Origin of the sequence: Paraburkholderia haematera (assembly GCF_905220975.1) — a bacterium.
GTDB lineage: Bacteria > Pseudomonadota > Gammaproteobacteria > Burkholderiales > Burkholderiaceae > Paraburkholderia > Paraburkholderia haematera.
In genome coordinates this window covers 40770-60322 of the sequence record NZ_CAJNBK010000027.1, presented here as the reverse complement: position 1 = coordinate 60322, position 19553 = coordinate 40770, and the positions used below count along the sequence as shown (strand labels likewise).

General features: G+C 60.9%; 19 protein-coding genes. 9 read left to right on the top strand and 10 right to left on the bottom strand.

Annotated elements, in window-relative coordinates:
* Nucleotides 1-156: 156 nt before the first annotated feature.
* Nucleotides 157-1584 carry an aminotransferase-like domain-containing protein gene (locus KHO23_RS29710; RefSeq protein WP_211615840.1) on the top strand — a complete coding sequence of 476 codons (1428 nt, stop codon included), beginning with the start codon at nucleotides 157-159 and terminating at the stop codon, nucleotides 1582-1584.
* 79 nt (nucleotides 1585-1663) lie between these two features.
* Here KHO23_RS29710 and KHO23_RS29705 read toward each other — a convergent pair whose 3' ends face one another.
* Genes KHO23_RS29705 through KHO23_RS29695 form a run of 3 tightly spaced genes read right to left on the bottom strand, consistent with a single transcriptional unit; the run spans nucleotide 1664 to nucleotide 4082 of the window.
* A complete protein-coding gene (locus KHO23_RS29705) occupies nucleotides 1664-2215 on the bottom strand; it encodes a DUF934 domain-containing protein (RefSeq protein WP_211615838.1) in 552 nt (183 codons plus the stop codon).
* Entirely contained in the window at nucleotides 2202-3863 is a 1662-nt protein-coding gene (locus tag KHO23_RS29700) for a nitrite/sulfite reductase (protein WP_211615836.1), read from the bottom strand. The genes KHO23_RS29705 and KHO23_RS29700 overlap by 14 nt, the downstream gene beginning before the upstream one ends.
* Nucleotides 3864-3878: 15 nt before the next feature.
* Nucleotides 3879-4082: a DUF2970 domain-containing protein gene (locus KHO23_RS29695; RefSeq protein ID WP_120296226.1), complete on the bottom strand. Its 204-nt coding sequence runs from the start codon at nucleotides 4080-4082 to the stop codon at nucleotides 3879-3881.
* Nucleotides 4083-4435: 353 nt separating this feature from the next.
* Between KHO23_RS29695 and KHO23_RS29690 the strand changes: the two genes are divergently transcribed.
* Complete coding sequence (locus KHO23_RS29690; RefSeq protein WP_211615834.1) at nucleotides 4436-5536, top strand: hypothetical protein; 1101 nt, start codon at nucleotides 4436-4438, stop codon at nucleotides 5534-5536.
* Here KHO23_RS29690 and KHO23_RS29685 read toward each other — a convergent pair.
* From KHO23_RS29685 to KHO23_RS29665, 5 genes are all read right to left on the bottom strand, one after another.
* A complete protein-coding gene (locus tag KHO23_RS29685) occupies nucleotides 5518-6222 on the bottom strand; it encodes an IS6 family transposase (protein ID WP_211615832.1) in 705 nt (234 codons plus the stop codon). The genes KHO23_RS29690 and KHO23_RS29685 overlap by 19 nt on opposite strands.
* Nucleotides 6223-6497: 275 nt before the next feature.
* Nucleotides 6498-6635, bottom strand: a complete 138-nt coding sequence (locus tag KHO23_RS35250) for a hypothetical protein (RefSeq protein WP_236067039.1) — start codon at nucleotides 6633-6635, stop codon at nucleotides 6498-6500.
* A gap of 115 nt (nucleotides 6636-6750) precedes the next feature.
* The gene (locus KHO23_RS29675; protein WP_211615830.1) at nucleotides 6751-7311 is read right to left on the bottom strand and encodes a lipid-binding SYLF domain-containing protein; all 561 of its coding nucleotides are present in this window, start codon (nucleotides 7309-7311) and stop codon (nucleotides 6751-6753) included.
* 217 nt (nucleotides 7312-7528) lie between these two features.
* A complete protein-coding gene (locus KHO23_RS29670) occupies nucleotides 7529-7912 on the bottom strand; it encodes a potassium channel family protein (protein WP_236067038.1) in 384 nt (127 codons plus the stop codon).
* A gap of 103 nt (nucleotides 7913-8015) precedes the next feature.
* On the bottom strand, nucleotides 8016-10565 hold the full coding sequence (locus KHO23_RS29665) for a RodZ family helix-turn-helix domain-containing protein (RefSeq protein ID WP_211615826.1): 2550 nt from the start codon (nucleotides 10563-10565) through the stop codon (nucleotides 8016-8018).
* 261 nt (nucleotides 10566-10826) lie between these two features.
* Here KHO23_RS29665 and KHO23_RS29660 point away from each other — a divergent pair, with 261 nt between their 5' ends.
* Nucleotides 10827-11588, top strand: coding sequence for a bestrophin-like domain (locus KHO23_RS29660; RefSeq protein ID WP_211615824.1), 762 nt, complete (start codon nucleotides 10827-10829; stop codon nucleotides 11586-11588).
* 64 nt (nucleotides 11589-11652) lie between these two features.
* Here the strand turns inward: KHO23_RS29660 and KHO23_RS29655 are convergent, their stop codons facing one another.
* A complete protein-coding gene (locus KHO23_RS29655; RefSeq protein ID WP_236067037.1) occupies nucleotides 11653-12624 on the bottom strand; it encodes a transporter in 972 nt (323 codons plus the stop codon).
* Between the two features lie 235 nt (nucleotides 12625-12859).
* Here KHO23_RS29655 and KHO23_RS29650 point away from each other — a divergent pair, with 235 nt between their 5' ends.
* On the top strand, nucleotides 12860-13144 hold the full coding sequence (locus KHO23_RS29650) for a hypothetical protein (RefSeq protein ID WP_211615822.1): 285 nt from the start codon (nucleotides 12860-12862) through the stop codon (nucleotides 13142-13144).
* Nucleotides 13145-13173: 29 nt separating this feature from the next.
* Here the strand turns inward: KHO23_RS29650 and KHO23_RS29645 are convergent, their stop codons facing one another.
* Entirely contained in the window at nucleotides 13174-14316 is a 1143-nt protein-coding gene (locus tag KHO23_RS29645) for a patatin-like phospholipase family protein (protein ID WP_236067036.1), read from the bottom strand.
* Nucleotides 14317-15176: 860 nt separating this feature from the next.
* Here KHO23_RS29645 and KHO23_RS29640 point away from each other — a divergent pair.
* The 5 genes from KHO23_RS29640 (at nucleotide 15177) to KHO23_RS29620 (ending at nucleotide 19542) form a co-directional block, all read left to right on the top strand.
* A complete protein-coding gene (locus KHO23_RS29640) occupies nucleotides 15177-16382 on the top strand; it encodes a PAS domain-containing sensor histidine kinase (protein WP_211615820.1) in 1206 nt (401 codons plus the stop codon).
* Nucleotides 16383-16387: 5 nt separating this feature from the next.
* On the top strand, nucleotides 16388-17023 hold the full coding sequence (locus KHO23_RS29635) for a response regulator transcription factor (RefSeq protein WP_211615818.1): 636 nt from the start codon (nucleotides 16388-16390) through the stop codon (nucleotides 17021-17023).
* A 218-nt stretch (nucleotides 17024-17241) separates the two neighbouring features.
* Nucleotides 17242-17628: a response regulator transcription factor gene (locus tag KHO23_RS29630; RefSeq protein ID WP_211615816.1), complete on the top strand. Its 387-nt coding sequence runs from the start codon at nucleotides 17242-17244 to the stop codon at nucleotides 17626-17628.
* A gap of 204 nt (nucleotides 17629-17832) precedes the next feature.
* Nucleotides 17833-18306, top strand: coding sequence for a YMGG-like glycine zipper-containing protein (locus KHO23_RS29625; RefSeq protein ID WP_211615815.1), 474 nt, complete (start codon nucleotides 17833-17835; stop codon nucleotides 18304-18306).
* Nucleotides 18307-18333: 27 nt separating this feature from the next.
* The gene (locus KHO23_RS29620; RefSeq protein WP_211615813.1) at nucleotides 18334-19542 is read left to right on the top strand and encodes an efflux RND transporter periplasmic adaptor subunit; all 1209 of its coding nucleotides are present in this window, start codon (nucleotides 18334-18336) and stop codon (nucleotides 19540-19542) included.
* Nucleotides 19543-19553: the final 11 nt, after the last annotated feature.

Below are 19553 nucleotides of genomic sequence, written 5' to 3'. Positions count from 1 at the left end.
TGCCCGGTAGAGCAGTTCGGGATCGGCGAATACACCGTTGAAGCGACTCTGGCGCGTGCTCACGAGTGTGGCGAGTGGCAGCTACCGGACAAGACGATTTTCGTGCTGGCCGGCGATGTCGATCTAACATGGGACAAACATTCAAGAAAACCCACCATGAAACGCTACGAGGCTCTCGCTAACTCGCTGGCCGATGGCATACGGTCCGGGCAGATTCCCATCGGCTCGCGACTGCCATCGCTGCGCCAGATTATCGCGCAATGGGGTGTTAGCCAGTCGACCGTTTTTCGCGCTTACTACCTGCTCGAGGAATGGGGACTTGTCCGCGCCGAGGAGCGTTCCGGCTACTTCGTCACCCCGGGCGCGTCGGTCAAACCGGGCGCTTTGCAGAGCGCATCGGTGCCGGCCGAATCGACGCGCGTCGATATTAGCGACCTGGTGTTCTCGGTGCTCGACGCAGCCAAGCACCCGGGAATCGTGCCACTCGGTTCGGCCTTTCCCTCGCCGTTACTTTTCCCATCGGCGCGTCTGCTCAAATCGCTGGCCCAAGGCACGCGCGCGCTCAGCCCATGGAGCACGGTCGAGGATCTTCCGCCCGGCAACGATCAGTTGCGCCGCCAGATCGGCATGCGATACGTTGCTACCGGGATGTCGGTGTCGGCCGACGAGGTCATCGTCACCAATGGCGCGCTCGAAGCGCTCAACCTGTGCCTGACAGCGGTTACCCGACCGGGCGATGTTGTGGCTGTCGAATCTCCGGGGTTCTACGCGGCGCTGCAGGCAGTCGAGCGTCTCGATTTGCGGGCGGTCGAGATTCCGGTTCACCCGGTCACAGGCCTCGACCTCGACGCGCTGGCCGCAGCGCTCGACAAGCATCCGATCCGCGCCTGCTGGTTCATGACGAACTTCCAGAATCCGACCGGCGTATTGCTTTCCAACGAGAAAAAGAAGGCGCTCGTCGACATGCTCGCTGAACGCGATGTGCCGCTGATCGAGGACGACGTCTATCAGGAGTTGCACTTCAGCCGTGACCGGCCCCTGCCAGCGAAGGCTTTCGACAGGAAAGGCCTGGTTATGCACTGTAGTTCGTTTTCGAAGACGCTGGCGCCAGGGTACCGCATCGGCTGGGCGACGGCTGGCCGGTACGCTGATCGCGTGCAGCGGCTCAAGCTGATGACCACACTGTCGGCCAGCAGTCCCGCGCAGGCAGGTATCGCGGACTATCTTGAGCACGGCGGCTATGATCGCCACTTGCGGAAACTGCGGGCGGCGTTGCAGACCCAGCTGGCATCCATGGAAGCGGCGCTCAGACGTCACCTGCCGCGTGAGGTCCGTTGGGTGACGCCAGCCGGTGGCTACTTTCTCTGGCTGCAATTGCCTGATGCGGTCGATGCGATGGCCCTTCACCGGCTCGCGATCAGTCACGGCATCAGCATCGCGCCCGGCCCGATCTTCTCCGCCACGCACGCGTTCCAGAATTGCGTCCGTATCAACTTTGGGCATCCGTGGAGTGTCCAGATTGATGAAGCCATACGAGCTCTCGCCGAGATTCTCGACGACCCGGCCGTGCGCGGCGGCATCTGATCCTCCAGCCGGCCACCTGTCGCCAACTGTAAACGTGACGTTGGCGGACGGGTGCCGCGCTCGAGGCCAACCGGTCCGGTTACCGGCGCCGGAACAGCGGCGTTGGATCGTTAGCGTCGCCCTGGTAGCGCACGGTGATCTCGCTGAAGCCTTTAAGGGCATCAGTGATGTTCTTGTCTGAACGCACCGCAAACGCATTGAATCCGCAGCGCCGCATGTATTCAAGCTGGTCGCGCAACACGTCGCCGATCGCGCGGAGTTCGCCGCGGTAGCCATAGCGCGTCCGGAGCATCACGGCAATACTGAAACCGCGACCGTCCCGGAATGAAGGGAAGTCGACTGCAATCATGGGCGCACCCAGCAGGCTGGGCGCCCACAGTTCGAAGTCAGCGTGCGGCGGAATCCATGCGCCGGTCGCGGCGAGCGCACCGGCGCCGAACAACTGGGCTTCGAGGTAGACATTCACCGGCAACACCACGTGCTTCAATGCCTCGCCGCGCGTCTGGATGCGCTGCCGTGCGTCGGCCTCGTCCCGCACAATGGTCCACAAATCGTCGACGACGACTGGTGTTTTTTCGGATAGCTGAATGACGCGCGGACGCGTGAGTCCGGTAACTTCAGTGGTCTGCATAAACGCGCTCCTTGAACGGTGTAATGCCGAGGCGCGCGATGACTTCACTGAACGATTCGTCAGCGTGGCGCGCGCGCTGGAAGACGTCGACGATGCGCTCCACGACGTCTGGCATCTGGTCGGCTTTGAAGGACGGCCCGATCACGGTTCCGATTGCGGCATCCTTACCCTGTGCCCCGCCGAGCGTCACCTGATACCACTCCTCGCCCTGCTTGTCGACGCCGAGGACGCCGATATTGCCCATGTGGTGGTGACCGCAGGCGTTAATACAGCCTGAAATATTCAGCGAGATCTCGCCGAGATCATGCACGAAATCGAAGTCGTCAAAACGCTGCTGGATCGCTTGCGCGATCGGAATGGACTTCGCATTCGCGAGCGAGCAGTAGTCGCCGCCGGGACATGAAACGATGTCGGTGATCAGGCCGATGTTCGGTGTTGCGAGCCCGACCGTATCGAGCGCGAGCCATAGCTGGTACAGATCCGACATCTCCACATCAGGCAGGATGAGATTCTGTTCATGCGCGACGCGGATCTCCTGGTGGCCGAACCATTCCGAGCAGTTCGCGATAACGTCCATCTGGTCAGCCGTGACGTCACCTGGCGGCATGGCAAGACCCGGCTTTGTTGAGATGACGACGGACGCATAGCCGGGGGCCTTGTGTGGATGAACGTTGCGGCGCGCCCATCGTGCAAACTCCGGCTCGGTAGACAACAGATGGTCTAGAAGCAGGTCGTCCCTTCCTGCCGCCGGATCGTATGCCGGCGCGCGGAAATGGGTGGTGACGCGCTCGTATTCCGCGACCGTCAGCGTGGCGGGGCCGTCCTTGACATGCGCCCATTCTTCTTCGACCTCGCTTGCGAAGCGTTCGATACCGAGTTCGCGTACGAGAATCTTGATGCGGGCCTTGTACTTGTTGTCGCGGCGGCCGTAGCGGTTGTACACGCGCAGGACTGACTCGACGTAGGTAAGCATGTGCTGCCACGGCAGGTCTTCGCGCAGCATCGAATTGAGGATTGGCGTGCGCCCGAGTCCACCGCCTGCGAAAACGCGCAGCATCAATTGATCATCGGCATCACGGTACACATAGATGCCGATATCGTGCATGCGAACGGCGGCGCGGTCCTTCTCGGATGACGAAATCGCAATCTTGAACTTGCGCGGCAGGTAGGCGAATTCGGGATTCAGCGTTGACCACTGTCGCAGGATTTCGGCGAGCGGCCGGGGGTCGAGAATCTCGTCGGCCGCGACACCGGCGAACTGCTCGGTGGTAATGTTGCGCACGCAATTGCCGGACGTCTGGATCGCGTGCATGTCAACGGTCGCCAGCTCTTCGAGGATCGCCGGCGTCTCCTCGAGCTTGATCCAGTTGAACTGGATGTTCTGCCGGGTCGTGAAGTGGCCGTACCCCCTGTCATACGTGCGTGCGATATGGGCGAGCTTGCGGAGCTGATTGGCCGACAGCGTGCCATAGGGAATGGCGACGCGCAGCATGTACGCGTGCTTCTGCATGTAGAGGCCGTTCTGCAGACGCAGTGGCAAGAATTCTTCTTCGCTCAGCTCCCCGGACATCCGGCGTGCGACCTGATCGCGGAACTGCTCGACGCGCTCAAGAACGAGCGTCCGATCAATGCTGTCGTATTCGTACACAGTGCGCTCCCGCGTTCAGAGCCCTTGCATCGTGCTGGTCGAATGCGCGACGAGGTGCACCACGCCGAAGATGATCGCGCCAATGCAGGCCGCCAGGAAGACGGCCACAAACGGCAGCAGAACAATGTTGATATTGGCGAAGTCGGCTTCATGCGATGCGCGCTTGCGCACACCGAAGAAGCTTGAAAGAACGATGCGGGTGAGGCGAAGGAATTCCATGGTGCGGCTCCGGTTGATCTGGGTTGCGTTGATCATGGAGCCGTTCGGGAATCAAAAACAGCAGCAGATTCGGGCATTGCTGGGTAAGCAATGGGTGACAATCCGTCGCAGCCTGACGGCCTCGCACCTTGTGTTGCGCTCTGGGGTGGATCGACCCAGCATCATGGCCGCGCCGTTCAGGCGCCCGCGAGACGGCCGGTGTTCCGCATTTCTGACCGTTTGGAGGTGGGATTGAGGGTGGAACAAGGGCACGACAAATCTCGGCGTGGTTCAGTTGAGGGTTACACGCGCGGCGCCGGATGAAGTCGCGATGGTCGATAATGGCAGCCCATTTTTTCGGTCGTGGTGCGTGCATGAGTCGATCAGCTGGCGCGGCAGCGAAGCTGCCTGGGAGTGAGCGCAAGAAGCTGGCCGTTCGGGTCTTGGCGGGATCAGAAACGGTCACTGATCTGGCGGCCCGGCACGGCGTGAGCCGCAAGTTTGTCTACGCGCAAAAGGACAAGGCGAGTGACGCGCTCAATGATGCGTTCGGTTCAGCCGTAGCCGATGACGAAGTGCTGTTCCAGTTGCCGGTCACCCGGACCTGGCTGCGCCAGGTGATGCTCGGGCTGCCGCTGATCTGCCGCAGTTCGTATCGCGGCGTGGTGGAGTTCATGCGCGACCTGCTGGGCGTGTCAGTCAGCGTGGGCCTCGTACACGAGGTGCTGCACCGGGCCACGCAGCAGGGCGGTGCGATCAACCGCGAGCAGGACCTCTCGGGGATTCGTGTGGGCCTGCACGACGAGATCTTCCAGGGCGCGCGGCCGGTGCTCGCCGGCGTCGATGCGCAGTCGACCTACTGTTACCTGCTGGCGACCGAGCAGCATCGCGACGGAGACAGCTGGGGCGTGCCCCTGCTCGACGCTGCCCGGCAGGGGCTCGCTCCCGAGTACACGATTGCCGATGCCAGCCAGGGCCTGCGCGCCGGACAGAAAACCGCCTGGGGCGACACGCCCTGCCATGGCGATGTGTTTCACATCCTGCACCAGTGCGAGACCCTTGCCAACACGCTGGGCAACCTCGCCCGGGGTGCCCGCACACGGCGCGAGAAGCTGGAAGCTGGAAGCCGGAGCCGGAGCCGGAGCCGGAGTCGGAGTCGGAGTCGGAGTCGGAGTCGGCAAGGCGCACTCACGCAAGCGCGACGGCAGCTGCGCCGCCGGGCTCAGGCGCGCCCGTCAGGCCGAAGCCCAAACGCAGCAACTGGCCCGCGACATCCGCACGCTCGCCGGGGGCTCAGCCATGACATCCTGGCGCTGGCCGGGCCGGCCCTCGCCACGCGGCAGGCGCTGTTCGACTTCGTCGTCCACGAGCTCGCCGCACGCGAGCCACAGGATCCGCTGCGGTTCTGTCGCAGTAAGGAAATTAGAAAGAGGCAGGGCGAAACGAATAGGAATGCTTATTTTGCAAGATCGTAGAACTGCTCGGCGACTGAACGATGCCGTCCATCGTCACTCTTCATCTGCCCTTTCGCTATCATGTGCATGAGTTCGATGCCGCCTAAAATGATGCGGGCACAACGAAAACTCTTGAATCCTAGCATTGGTCGTACGATGCGTTTGATCGCTCGATGGTCCTGCTCCACCACGTTGTTCAGATACTTCGATTGTCGGATTTTGATCGGCACTTCGCGATCAGCATTGATCGCATCCAGCGCTGCGAGATTCGCCCCACTCTTGTCGATCGTCACCGTCTCCGGTACGCCGTTTCCAGCGATCGCCTTTTCGAAATAGCGCCGGGCCGCTGCCTTGTCTCGCTTGGCGCAGAACAGGAAATCAACTGTGTCGCCGGCCTTATCGACGGCCCGATATAAGTACCTACATTCGCCCTTGACCTTGATGTAGGTCTCATCCATTCTCCAACTTCGACCGACCTTTTTCTTGCACGGTCCGAATGCCTTGCCGAGCGCAGGCAGCAACTTGATAGCCCACCGGTGCACCGTCGAATGATCGACCGACACTGCTCGCTCAGACATCATTTCTTCCAGATGACGCAGACTCAACGGATAGGCAACGTACCAACGTACGCATGTCACCATTATATCCAGCGGGTAATGCAGCCGTTTTAGCGCCTGGCTCACAGTGGCGTTTTGGGTTTTGATCATTCGTTACATCGCTTGTCTCGCGACCGACCACCATAGCAGATCGGCTTACTGCGACAGAACCCCGAGACGGCTGGGGCTTTCATACGAGACGACGGCGGTGAAAGACATCGAGCGGGCGGCAGCTAGATGGGCACACGCCAGCTTGAGAATATCGACGGCGCGGCGACTTTATCGATGAACGCGGCACGCATCTGTGGATCGTTATGCAGCATCTGTACGGCTTGCTGTTCCCGCACGGACTTGGGCTGGCCATGTTTCCGCGCGCGTTCCTGCCATCACTTCTCAGAGGTCGATCCCTGGTACTTCTGAGCGACTTTACCGGCGACCATGTCGAGAATCGGGTATTGGGCATTGGCCGCGGTGCTGAGCAAAAGTACCGGACCAATCGCCAACCATTCAGGACGCGAGGCCATGGTGATGTCCTCGCTTCTTTACATTGACGTTGAGGCCCATCGTTGTGCAGCGCAATACGGAACAAGGCTCCTCACGCGCAACATTCACCTTGCGCGAGGGGAGCCGCACGCTGGATCACGGCGTGTATTTGGTGATCTTTTGCCCTTGCACGCCAAGACCTGCCATCAACCCTTGCTGGCCGTAGATGAACGCATAGACGTCTGATTTCAGGGTGGTGGAGGTCATCGATTTGCCCATTCCCGCGTCCACGACCACCACGCTCGGGCCGACGCCGACCGACCAACCGTCGCTCGTGTTGAGGTAGCTGATGGCTTCGTCGCTCATCAGGAACATGGCTTCAGAGAAGGTTTGTCCGCCGGCCTGCAGTCCGTAGGAGACTGCGCGTGCCGTGTAGTAGCCCATCACCGAGCCGTCCGGGGCGAACATCACGCCCTTGCCCCCTTGCGCGCCGACAATCAGTCCCGCTTTCACGACATCGGGGAACACGAGAACGGCCTTTGCCTTTTTCTGAAGTTCTTGCGTCCGTGGCGCACTATCGATCAGTTGCTGTAGCGCCGTGCGGGCCTTTGCTTCGAGTTCCGGATCTCTGCCCGGCGTCCCTGTCTGTTGAGTCGAACAGGAAACCGCGAGCAGCAGGAGTGGGACGGCGAGGATCAGCCGAAGGTACTTGAACATGTTCGTGCTCCATTCAGGGAAATGACGTCACGGTGCGAACGCGATTTGCGCGTCGGATTGTTCGCGGCTTGAAAGGACTGTGATCGTGCGGACCATGCCGGTTGCAGGACGCTTCGACTGGAATAAATAGTGGCGTTGCGGGCACGTAAAGACAATTGGACCTTGGTCCAATACCGTTTCATGGTGTCCCTGTATGTCACAGTGTCACGTCGATGACCTACGACGAGGACGTTCCGGCGTCGTCGGCGGCGACGTGCAGCGACACCAGGCGCGCGAGCACAATGGCTGGATAAAGCTGTCCGATCAGCGCCTCGAGAATCGCGAGAGATCGAGCAATATGAGCGACCGGTGTGACGTCGTCATAGCCCACCGTCGTAAGTGTCACAAAGCTGAAGTAGAGCCAGGTCGCGCGATCGCTTTGAGCGCTCCCGTACGCAATGCCCGCATAAGCGGCGGGTATGTGGCTGTTGACGAGTTGGCAGGCCTCGGCCCGCACGACACCGATCAATATGCAGAGTGCGACCGCTCCGAGGATCCGGTCGAAGGTCGCGCGGCCGATGCCGAACACCTGGATGCCAACAACCGCGCCAAGAACGGCCATGCTGCGCGATGCGCAAGGCCCCGGTGCGATCATGCCGCCGCCGCAATCTCATCGCTACTCCTGGTTGGTCGCAGGCCGTGCGTGCTGATAGCGGGCGACGCCGCTAGCGGCGGAAAGCTCCGCCTCCACCGCCTCCACCGCCTCCACCGCCTCCACCGCCGCCGCCCCGAGCACCCATGCCGCCGCCTGCGGCGCGACCGGCGCCTGCGGATTGGGCGTAGCGTTGGGTTTGTGCGGCGCCTCGCTGCCGGTTCTGCATTTCCTGATTAAGATCGGCGGAGGAGGGTTGCGCGCTGGCCCGGTTGATTCCACCGGCGGATCTTTGAGGTTGAGCGGTGGGCGTCGCCGGAGGACGTACTTGCTGGTTGGCCTGGGTGGATTGCTGCGGCGTCCGCACGTTATTGGGCTGGCCCGCAGCGGCGCGCGGCTGCTGATAGTTCGGGGTATTTTTCGCCACGGTTGCCGCGTTGGTGGCGCGATTCGGCTGGGCGCTCTGGACGTTCTGCTGAACGGCGGCCGCGTTCGCCGTGCCTGCCGTTTGCCGTGTTTGTGTGCCTGCTGGTTTTTGCGCAGCCGACTGTGACACCGATTGAGACGCCGGCTTGTTCACCGTGGACCAGGAGCCGTTGTCGTACTTCTGCCAGCTGCCGCCGGTGTTCTTGTAGACGTTCCCGTCACGCCCTGCATACAGATCGCCGTTAGCGGTCTTACCCGCGACCGCGCGGCCGTTGGCCGTGCTGCCGGCGACGGCCTTGCCGCCTGCGGAATTCTGATAACCCGCAACCGTGCCATTTGCGGTGGCGGTGTGTTGCGTTGCAGCCCACTGATTGCCCTTCGTCACGACCGAGCTACCCCATTGGCCGTAGGCGTTCGATCCCTGACGGCTTGCCGCGTAGGCGCCGGTGTAGGGGTTATAGGCCTGTGCGACGCTCGCGCTGCCGTATCGTCCTGAGGCCGTCGCGCCGCGTGCGTATGTGCCCGTATAAGGGTTGTACGAAGCGCCCCACCTTGCACTGCCGGCCGGACCATAGACACCGCCACGTACGCCGCTCGCACCCGTATAGGGGTTATAAACCGGATACCCATAAGGCGCGGGACGCGGATAGTAAACCGGATACGGCCCATAGCCGATGCGTACATAAGGCGGATAGTAATAGCCGTTGCCTTGCGCGACGATCGCACCGACCGCGGCGCCCGCGATGAACATGCCGAGATATCCGGCGGTATAGCTCGCCTGAACCGTGCCGCCCGGCACCACCTGCTGGGTCACGTAAGTCACGTTATAGACGGGCGACGCCGGCGGGATCGTATAAATCACTTGCGGCACAGAAGTACTGGTCGCCCACGGTCCGCTGGGCGATGACGAGTCGAACCATACACCGCGTGAACAGAGGTAATAGTGATTCTGGACCTTGATGATCTTGTCGGGCGTGTTGGTCGCATAGGCGAGCGGCGTGCCTTCAATCGGTGCGAATTGCGGCTCACCGCTGTAGGCAACTTTGATCTCCGCCGCCGCTGCGACGGGGTTCACTTCGACGGTCGTTGGAATCTGTGCGAGCAGTACCGCGTCGTTCGCCTCGGGGGTGCCCGGTACTGAAGCGAGCACGCGCGAGGCGGGGCTATCCCGGGGAATTTTGGCGAAATCGGCGGGCAGCTTGTCGGTCGCGTAAGTCCATGGACCGCTGGGCGCGGACGCTGAGAACCAGCGACCGGCGCTCAGATAGTAATAAGTCTTTGTCGGCGTATAGACGAATACATCGCTGTCCGTGTTCTTCGCGAATACCAGCGCGGTTCCGGGAATCGTGCTGTAGACCGGTTGGCCGTCGAAGCCGATCAGCTCGGCGGGCGTGCTGCTATAGAACACCGCAGGGGCTTTGCCGGCAGGCTTTGCCGGCGCCGGGATAAAAGGTTTCAGGTCCGCCCAGGTGGGATCGGCGGACACTTTCGACATCTTCGCGGGGAGCGTTTTGATTTCCGCCCAGCCCGTTTTCATGTCCGTCGATATCATCCACGAAGCGCCGATGAACAGATAATACTGATGGGTGGCGTTGTCGACGAAGAGCGGCCAGCTAGCGTTGACGACGAACGCGATGTCCGAGTCCTTGATCGGCGCCAGCACGGGATCGCCATCGACGAACAGCAGCAGCCCAGAGCCAAAGCTGACGAAGATGGCGGGCGGGTCGCTTTTGATCGCGACAGTCGGTGGCGCCTGTTTTTTATCGATACTGGCCACCAGCCGATCCATCGACAACGTCAGCGACGCCTGAGGGTTGAGAAATTTTCGGACCACCTGATCGAGCTTCTGGGCCGTAGCCGGGTCCGCGCCGGGAAATGATGTCCCCGTAATTTGCGGATTGCTTAAGCGTGCGTTGCGGCTGTCGATATCCACATCGGTATGCGCTTGCATCGTCACGATACCCACCTGTGGCTTGCCGCCATGCAGGGTCACACTCACCGCGATGCGGCCGGTCAACTCCCTGAAATCCTTCCAGTCGTCGATCTGGGGCTGGTAATAGGTGAGCGCTGCGTCGTCGCGGACAATCTCACGTGGCCAGCCGGGGTCAAGTGGGGCGGCGCGATTCGTTTGCACCGCCGCTAACGTGAGTGCCAGCGCCAATGTCAACGTTCGCAGGCGTGGTTTGAAGGCTGACATGCTTTGCTCCTCGCCGGACAAGGGCGCTTGCGCCGTGCGACCGCAGCCTGGAACGGAGAATGAAATCGCTGTGACGGGTCAAGCTTCTGCCTGCTGGGTCGCTTGGGTCGAGCTTGGATCGCATTCGTTCACCGGAGGCACCTAAAACCATAAGTGCCCAGCGATGCGTGTGCAATTGGACCAAGGTCCAATTGCACACTGCATTGTGACGCGCAAGATGTCGAATCCCTACGTGTGTGATCAGAGACGGAGGATTGCAGGGTGAGCCACCTCGTCGACGCGGCAATGGTATTCGCATGCGTTTTTGGCAGTGCGCTGCTCGGTTCGTATCTGCGCCGCGTGCTGCCGCAGCACCACCTGAGCGATGAATCCACCAGTGTCGTCAAACTGGCGACCGGTCTTGTCGCAACCATGGCCGCATTGGTGCTGGGCCTGCTGATTTCGTCGGCAAAAGGATCGTTCGACACCACGAATACGGAGCTGTTGCATAGCGCAGCCGCGATCGTTCGCCTTGATCGCGTGCTGGCTCACTATGGTCCGGAGACGCAGGAGATTCGCAGCGCGCTTAAACGCACAACCGAGGCTTCGGTCGCGGCGATGTCTTCCGGCGATCCTGCTCAACTGGCCAGGCTGAGCAGCCCGGAAGTGGTTACCCGCGGAGAAGCATTCCAGCGTCAAGTGGAGGAACTTTCGCCGCACACCGACTTGCAGCGTCAATTGCAGGCTCGGGCGTTGCAAATCGTCGACGATGTACTCGCTACGCGGTGGCTGGCGCTGCTTCAGCAAACCGTTTCGATTCCGGCGCCGTTGCTGGTGGTCCTGGTGTTCTGGCTGGCGATCCTCTTCGGCACGTTCGGCCTGGTCGCGCCCCGCAACGGCACGACGATGACGGCGCTCGTGATGTGCGCGTTGTCGACATCCGGTGCGATCTTCCTGATCATGGAAATGAATACACCGCTCGACGGAGTAGTCAAATTATCCTTTGCGCCGATGCGCGCGGCGCTCGATATTCTCGGGCATTAAGTGCGGAGCGCTGTGCTTTGGCTTTGCGTGAATCCGTTACATAGGCCAGGTTGCTTGACCGGATTCAACGATTGAACCAACGGTATTGAAGCGCGATCGAGAGGGTCTGGAAATTGCCGCCCACGCGCGTTACGAGGCCTCGCGACCACGCGAGCTTGGCGGACCATTGCGCGGCCAGCGGAACGGACAACGTGACACCGTATCGCGCGCTGAGTTGATAATCCTGATCCTCGACACCGTTGACGTGGGTGCGCCCGCCCGTAAAGTACGTCACATCCGCGGCGAGCCATAGTCCGGGGCGCCAGGTATAGCCTCCGTGCCATTGGCAAGTCGGCATCGGATCCTGGCTGCGTCGATGGCCGCTGAAAAAATCGTCGTTGTCGGTGAAGAGCCACACGCCTGCCGCTGCGTCCATGAACCAGTTGCCGAAGGGTTGGGAGAGTCCCACCTCGGGTTTGAACGACCAGCGGTTGGCGCCGATGTTGATGAGGCGGGCGGGGACGTACTGGCCCGTCGGCGCCACCACGCTCAGGCTGACGCCGAGGACTGTGGTGGGTGTGCGTCGCGCGAATTCTTCCGGGGAGAGTGCCGGGTCGCCGCGCAGGTTTGCCGCGATCCTGAAGTGCACATCGCCGAGACCTGAGCGATATTGCTGATTGTAAATACCCTTCACGTCGCCATTTATATTTGCGCTCGCATAGGGCGCCGATACCGCAACGCTCACGGTATGTCCCGCGACGCCGAAACTGTGCGAATACCCAAGCGAAAAGACGTTGATATGTGCCTGCACGTTGGTGATCGGCAACGACGGATCGAATGACACGTCGCCGCTCGATCGCTCATAGTCGAACACCGCGAAATTGGTGCCCACCGGCACGGCCGAATAGGCGCGTGGCTCCATTTCCTGCGCGCGAATCGGGAGTGCGGAGATCGAAAGCAGCAGAGCGGCGCCGAGCCACGCGAGCCGAAAACGCTGTGGCTGCGGGACTATGCGGGTCGAATCGATCGATGCGTGCGGCATTGCGGTCAAGTCCACTTCACTCGTTGCATGATGTGCCGGGCGATACGTGGCAATACGTGGCGATACGTGGCGATACGTGGCGCGCAAGCGTCGAACCGGCGCCCCCGCTGCGGAACCGACTCCATGAGGCGGCTGGAATGGCGATAGTTGCAATTGGACCAAGGTCCAATAGGCAGGCGAGCGGATGCGGCTAATCTGAAAGATGTGGCAGGCGAGAGCCGTGCCTGTGCCTGCTACTCAGGAGACGACCATGAAAGTGTTGCTCGTGTTGATAGCGTTTGCGCTGTCGTCCAACGTATTCGCGGAGTGCACCACTAACGCACGAGGTATGACCGAATGCAACAACGGGCAAACGGCCGGCGGGTACAACCCGAACACCGGCAACGCATGGAAGGCGCAAAAGAATCAGAACGGTGTCACGACCACAACGACGAGCAAAGGCGGAGAAGCCAGGACCAAAAACGGTAAGGGTGTATATAAGAGTCCGAGCGGAAAGACCTGCTATCGCACGGCCAATGGTCAAGGTTGCAATTGAAGGGATTGGAGACAGTGTCCGATCGCCCGCTAGCCGGTCAGGTCGTAGATGTGAATGCCATTGCCCAGATCGGTCGCTTCCCGCCATTGTGGATCTGCGAGCGACTTCTGTGCGTCGCGGTATCCGAAGTCCCATAGGTCCATGACAGTGGCGCGTGAGAACTCGTAATCCTTGAAGTTCGACGATCGTGTGTTGTGCCGGTTGATGAAATGGACAAGCGCGACTGCGCCCCGCGTGCTGATCGCGTTGAGCTTTTGCACGTCAGGGTCGGTCTGGTAAGAATCGGGCAATGTGTCGAGCACGCGGCGCAGCGAGTTGCGAAGTGCTTCAATCTCGCTGATTCGCGTGGTATTAAAACGTGTCTTGCTGGCGTATTGAATATCCTTGCAGCGCTCCTGCACGTCTCTGAGGTTGGTCGGCAATGCCCCGGCGCCACTGAATACGTCTACCTGCAGAATCAACGCACTCATTCTGTAATCTTCGTCGAGCACGTACCAAAGCGGTGAGTTACACGCGATGCCGCCGTCCCAATACCATTGCCCATTTATCTGCACGGCGGGAAAACCCGGGGGCAGGGCGCCGCTTGCCATGACGTGCTCGGGACCCATCTCTGCTTTGGTATTGTCGAAATAGACTGAGTTACCGGTCTGCACGTTGACTGCGCCGAGAGACAGGCGCACTGCATGCCGGTTGATTAGTTCAAAGTCGACCAGTTCTTTGAGTGTCTGCCTGAGTGGATACGTTTCATACAGACTGAGCGTTTCGATACTCGCCTGTGGCGCTGCAAACGGCCCTGTCATTCGCGGCGTAAAAAAGCCCGGTACGCCAAAGGCAACACTGGATGCAGCGCTCATGAAGTTCAGGAGCGGGCGCATGGGATCGAGCGACAGCGGTGGCACGAAAGGAGCGTGGGCCGATATGCGCTGCCAGAACTCGCGCAGACGTTCGACACGTCGCTCGGCGGGATTCCCGGCGATCAGCGCGGCGTTGATAGCGCCAATCGACACACCGGCAATCCAGTCGGGCGCAACGGCCGCTTCAGCAAGTCCGGCGTAAACACCAGCCTGATAAGCACCGAGTGCACCGCCGCCCTGTAAGACCATGACGGTATGGTCGAATTTTCCCCAACTCGAGTGAGAGGCTGGGTGGTCCGCTTCGCGTGCTTTGCGCATGAGCATCTCGCCATCGGATAACGATTGTGCCGGCAACTTCAGCAGAACGTGCAGAACCGACGGTTGCGGCGGCAACGTTGTGTGAAGTCCTACGCCGTCGACGAATGATGACTTGCGCGTTCGCGTTCGAGAGTATCGCGTCTGTCACGCAGGCTCGGGAAAGGCGAACCGTTGGCTAATCAAATCTATCGTGAACGAAGCACACGGACAATTGGACTTTGGTCCCATTCGTCTGTTGACCGAATTAGGTGCAAAAGAAATGCCTCAATTCACGTTTACATGTTCAGATGTCCGTACTACGATTCATTTTACCGGTTTGAAACGCTCCCTGGTTGTAACCATTACCGGTACGCTCGTTCGGCCCGCGTCCCCATTCCGAGCGTGTCTTAGTTAATTCGTTAACTGTCTAATGAGACGATAAGCCCGCTGTTCAAAGGGTATCGTCTCGCGCCGATGTTCAGCACGACTTTCGGTAGCCAATTTCGCGGTGCCAAAGCTTGAGAGGCCGTTCGGTCATGAGCATCGTTATGCCTGCTATCGTCGTTTTACAGGCAGCAATCATTCTAGGGTTGCTGGCGCTGGAACTGCGCCGCCGGATATCGTTACCGTTCAGCAGTCTTAATCCGCCAATTACCGAATCGAACTATCGTAAGAGTGCGACGCTCGATGGGTGTGCGGCGCATACAGCGCTTCCGGAATTGGCGGGCGAAGCGAATATTACAGAATTCTCAAATCGAACTCGCCAGCCGGCGCTGCTACGTGGCGAGCATCGCCATCACGCACCCGATGGTTCTGGTGCATCAGATAGCGGTCTGTCAGCTTCACTCGCAAGGCGGCGTTTTACGGCGCGCCTACGCACGATGACCTCTGCAAGAACGGCACGCAGAGAAACTTACGATGGCGGCGCGCGAGTAGCATTCACTAACGATTCACATGCGGATGCTAGCGAACAGGTAAGCGGCGAGCGCTATTTTCGTGAAGCATTGGCGTTATTGCCGCTGGGGATCCTGATGCTCGACGAGCGCGGCCTGATGGTGATGGTCAATCCGCAAGCGGAGCGGCTCTTCGGTTACGAACACGGCGAATTGGTCGGCAAGCCGGCAGAACTGCTGGTCCATGCACTGCGTCTGAACAGCCCCGCACCGTATTGGGCCGACCCCTCAACCATGCAGCAGGCGTGCGGCCCCTCGCCGTTGGATGATCCGTGTGCGCGCCGCAAGGACGGCACGGAGTTTCGCGCCGAAATCGACCTGAGTGCTTTTCGCTTCGACGGTGAAAACGTCACGCTCGCGTTCGTCATCGACAAGACGGAGCGGCATGAGTTGCATCGCCAGCGCCAGGATCTTGCGCATTTGACGCGTGTATCGACGATTGGTCAGCTGGCTTCCTCGCTAGCGCATGAGTTGAATCAGCCGCTTACCGCGATACTCAGCAACGTGCAGGCTGCGCAGCGTTTCATGACTGCCGATCCGATTGATCTGGCGGAGTTACGCGACATTCTGAACGATATCGTTCAGGACGATTACCGGGCCAGCGAGGTGATCCGGCGCATTCGCACGGTCGTCAAGAAGGGCGATTTCGAGGTGATTTCACTCGACCTCGCGAGCGTGATACGCGATGTGGTGGCGCTTGTCCATAGCGATGCAATCGTGCGTGGCGTACGCGTGACACTCGATATCGACACGGCATTACCGCCCGTTCGCGCCGACCGGGTTCAATTGCAGCAGGTCATGCTGAATTTGCTGCTGAATGCGTTCGACGCGATGAACGAAGTGCCACCTGTCGACCGCGCGGTGTGCGTCACGCTCAAACCGGCCGACAACGGCATGGTGTTGATCGCTGTTCGCGATCGGGGCCATGGGTTGACCGCCGATAAGCTGGACAAGATCTTCAAGCCGTTTTTTACATCCAAACCCCAAGGGCTCGGTTTGGGATTGTCGATCAGCCGTTCCATCATCGACATGCACCGCGGGCGTCTATGGGCCGAAAACAACAACGATCGAGGCGCGACATTCTACGTGGCATTGCCGGCCGGCGATGCCACGCCGGAGGATAAGTCGCGATAAAGGCCATGACTGAATCCGATTCGCTTGTCTTCGTCGTCGACGACGACGATTCCGTGCGCCGTGCGTTGGCGCGTCTGATCCACGCCGCGGGCTACCGTGTCGAAGCATTCGGCAATGCCCGCGCGTTTCTCGAACGGCTGCGTGAGGTCGATGCGCCAGCCTGTCTGGTTCTCGACGTGCAGTTGCCGGACCTGGACGGGCTGGCATTGCAGCGCGAACTCAAAGCGGTGCTGCCAATCATCTTCATCACCGGCCACGGTGATATCGCCATGACGGTGGACGCGATGAAAGCAGGGGCCACCGATTTTCTGGCAAAACCCGTGAACGATACCGATCTGCTCCGCGCGATCGAAGCCGCTTTCGAACGCGTGGAGCAGACCCGCGCGGTGCGCTCTGAGCTGGACGCGATCCGTGGCCGGCTGGACAGGCTCACGCCGCGCGAAAAGGAAGTCATGGCGCTCGTGGTCACGGGCCGCCTGAACAAGCAGGTGGCCGGCGAGCTGGGTACGGTCGAAAAGACAATCAAGGCGCATCGCGCGCGCGTGATGGCGAAAATGGAAGTCACGTCGCTTGCCCAGCTCGTGCGCGTTGCGGATAAAGTCGGTCTCGGCGGTGCGGGCGAAGCCCGCGTTTCGCGCTGAAGTCATCGCGGCTGGCCGGCGATAGCGTGGTCCGTTCGGGGTCTGTTCCGGCGCGTGCGTCGTCGATGGGGGCAGGTCGGTCCATATGCGGATCGCACCCGATCCCTACTCGATCGATACAGGACCAAGGTCCAATATCCGCGAACCTTTCCGTCTCGTAGGCTTTCCTCTGGGGGGGTGTGCTGACTCGCGCATTCCCGGGCACCGGACTACTCTCCATGGGAAAACTCAAACCATTCGTTGTCGTCGTTGATGACGATGAATCGGTGAGCCGGGCAATCAGGCGATTGCTGCGCTCCATCGGGATCGCCTCCGAAGCATTTGCCAGCGGCGACGCGTTCCTCGACGTTCTCGCCTCGATGCCGTCGTATCAACCCGACTGCGTCATTCTCGACGTGCAGATGCCCGGGCTCAATGGACTCGAAGTCCAGCGGCGCCTGTCCGGCAAAGGCATGCCAGTGATCTTCATTACCGCACACGACGAGATTGGGGTACGCGAGCACGCGCTCGCAGGCGGTGCGGTTGCCTGGCTGCGCAAGCCTTTCAACGACGAACTGTTCGTGAAGACGGTGCGCGCCGCGCTCGGCGGCGTACCGCCTGTCTGATGGGCAATTGCCGGGTCCTGTACCGCGAATTCGCGCGCTATGGGACCAAAGGCCAATTGCCATCGCTCGACGCGAAATCCAATAATTGACTCGACTGATCAGGGTCGAAGAAGGCGCCCCGGTTCGGGATCGGGCGCGCGGATAGTCGCCAGGCCAGGCGCGCGCAGACGGTTCGCCTCCAGGGAAATCAAACGGAATCTGACCATGCTATCGATTATGCGAGGGCTGACGGGTGTACTTGTGCTGACGCTGGCGTATTCAGCGGCCGCGCAGCAGCCCATCTTTTATCCGGCGAAAGGCCAAAGCGCCAGTCGGCAGCAAACCGATACCGCGGAGTGCCAACTATGGGCGAAGCAGACGACCGGCGTTGATCCGGTCGCGATTGCCCAGCAATCCGGCCAACCAGGCGCTGCGCCAAAGCAGGGTGGAGCGGTCAAGGGTGCAGCCGGCGGCGCCGCCGTGGGGGCGGCCGTAGGCGCCATCGCGGGCAACGCTGGAAAGGGCGCCGCGATCGGCGCGGTGACCGGAACAGCGGCCGGCGGCATGCGCCAGCGCCGCGCCAACCAGGCCGAGGCCACGCAGCAGCAGGCGGCTCAGCAACAGACGTCGCAGCAGATGGCGACCTTCAACCGGGCAGTGGCGGCTTGCATGACCGGTCGCGGCTACACGGCTCAGTAGACATCGATCGGGACGCGGGAGACAGTCATGAGCAGGAACCACCTAGGTCTCGCGATTGCCGGGCTCACTGCGCTTGCGCTTTGCGCCGCCTGCAGCAAGCCCGCGACGCTGCCGGTCGCCGGCGCGATCGAGGTCACCGTGATGCCGGTGGTGCAGAGCGACACCCCCGTCGATTTCGAATTCACCGCGCAAACGCAGAGTTCTCGCGAAGTTGAGATTCGCGCGCGGGTGGACGGCTTTCTCGACAAGCGGCTCTATACCGAAGGGCAAATGGTTCGCGCCGGCCAGACGCTCTTTCAGATGGACTCGAAGCCCTTCGACGCCGCGCTGCAAACGGCCAAAGGCCAGCTCGCGCAGCAACAGGCGCGCTTGACCGTTGCGAAGGCGAATCTCGCCCGCGTGATTCCGCTGGCCAAACAGAACGCATTGAGCCAGAAGGATCTTGACGACGCGACCGGCAACGAAAAGCAGGCTGAAGCAGCCGTGTTCGCAGCACTTGGCCAGGTGCAAACCGCGCAGCTGAACCTCAGCTATACGACGATCAAATCGCCGCTCACCGGTTTGTCCAGCTTCGCGAGGCAACAGGACGGCAGCTTTGTCACCGCCTCGGCCTCCGGCTTGCTGACCTATGTCTATCAACTCGATCCCATGTGGGTCAACTTCAGCATTTCGGAAAATGAGTTGCTGAAGTACCGCGAAGACGTCAAGGCTGGCCGTTTGCGGTTTCCGGCCAATGACGACTTTGAAGTCACGTTGATCATGGCCGACGGTACTGAGTATCCTGACCACGGTCGTATCAGCTTCACCAATCCCGCTTTCAGCACCGAGACCGGCACGTTCCTCGTGCGGGCGACTTTCGCGAATGAGAAAGGCCAGTTGCGTCCCGGCCAGTTCGTGCGGGCACGGGTGTCCGGCGCTTCCAGGCCGAAGGCGATCCTCGTGCCGCAACGTTCGGTCTTACAGGGCGCTAAAAGTCACTTCGTGTGGGTCGTCGACAATGACTCGAAGGCGCATCAGCGTGTCGTGGAAGTGGGCGAATGGCATGGTGACGACTGGTTCATCACCCAGGGGTTGCAGCCTGGCGAGCGCGTAGTGGTAGACGGGGCGATTCGCGTGGCCGCTGACGTGCCGCTGAAAATCGTCGCGGCGCCGGCCGCGCACGCGGCGGCCACCGTGCCAGGGGGCGGGGAGAGCAGTTCGACGGCACGCCCGTCCGATACCACCGCCGCGCAGTAAGGGGAGCGCGA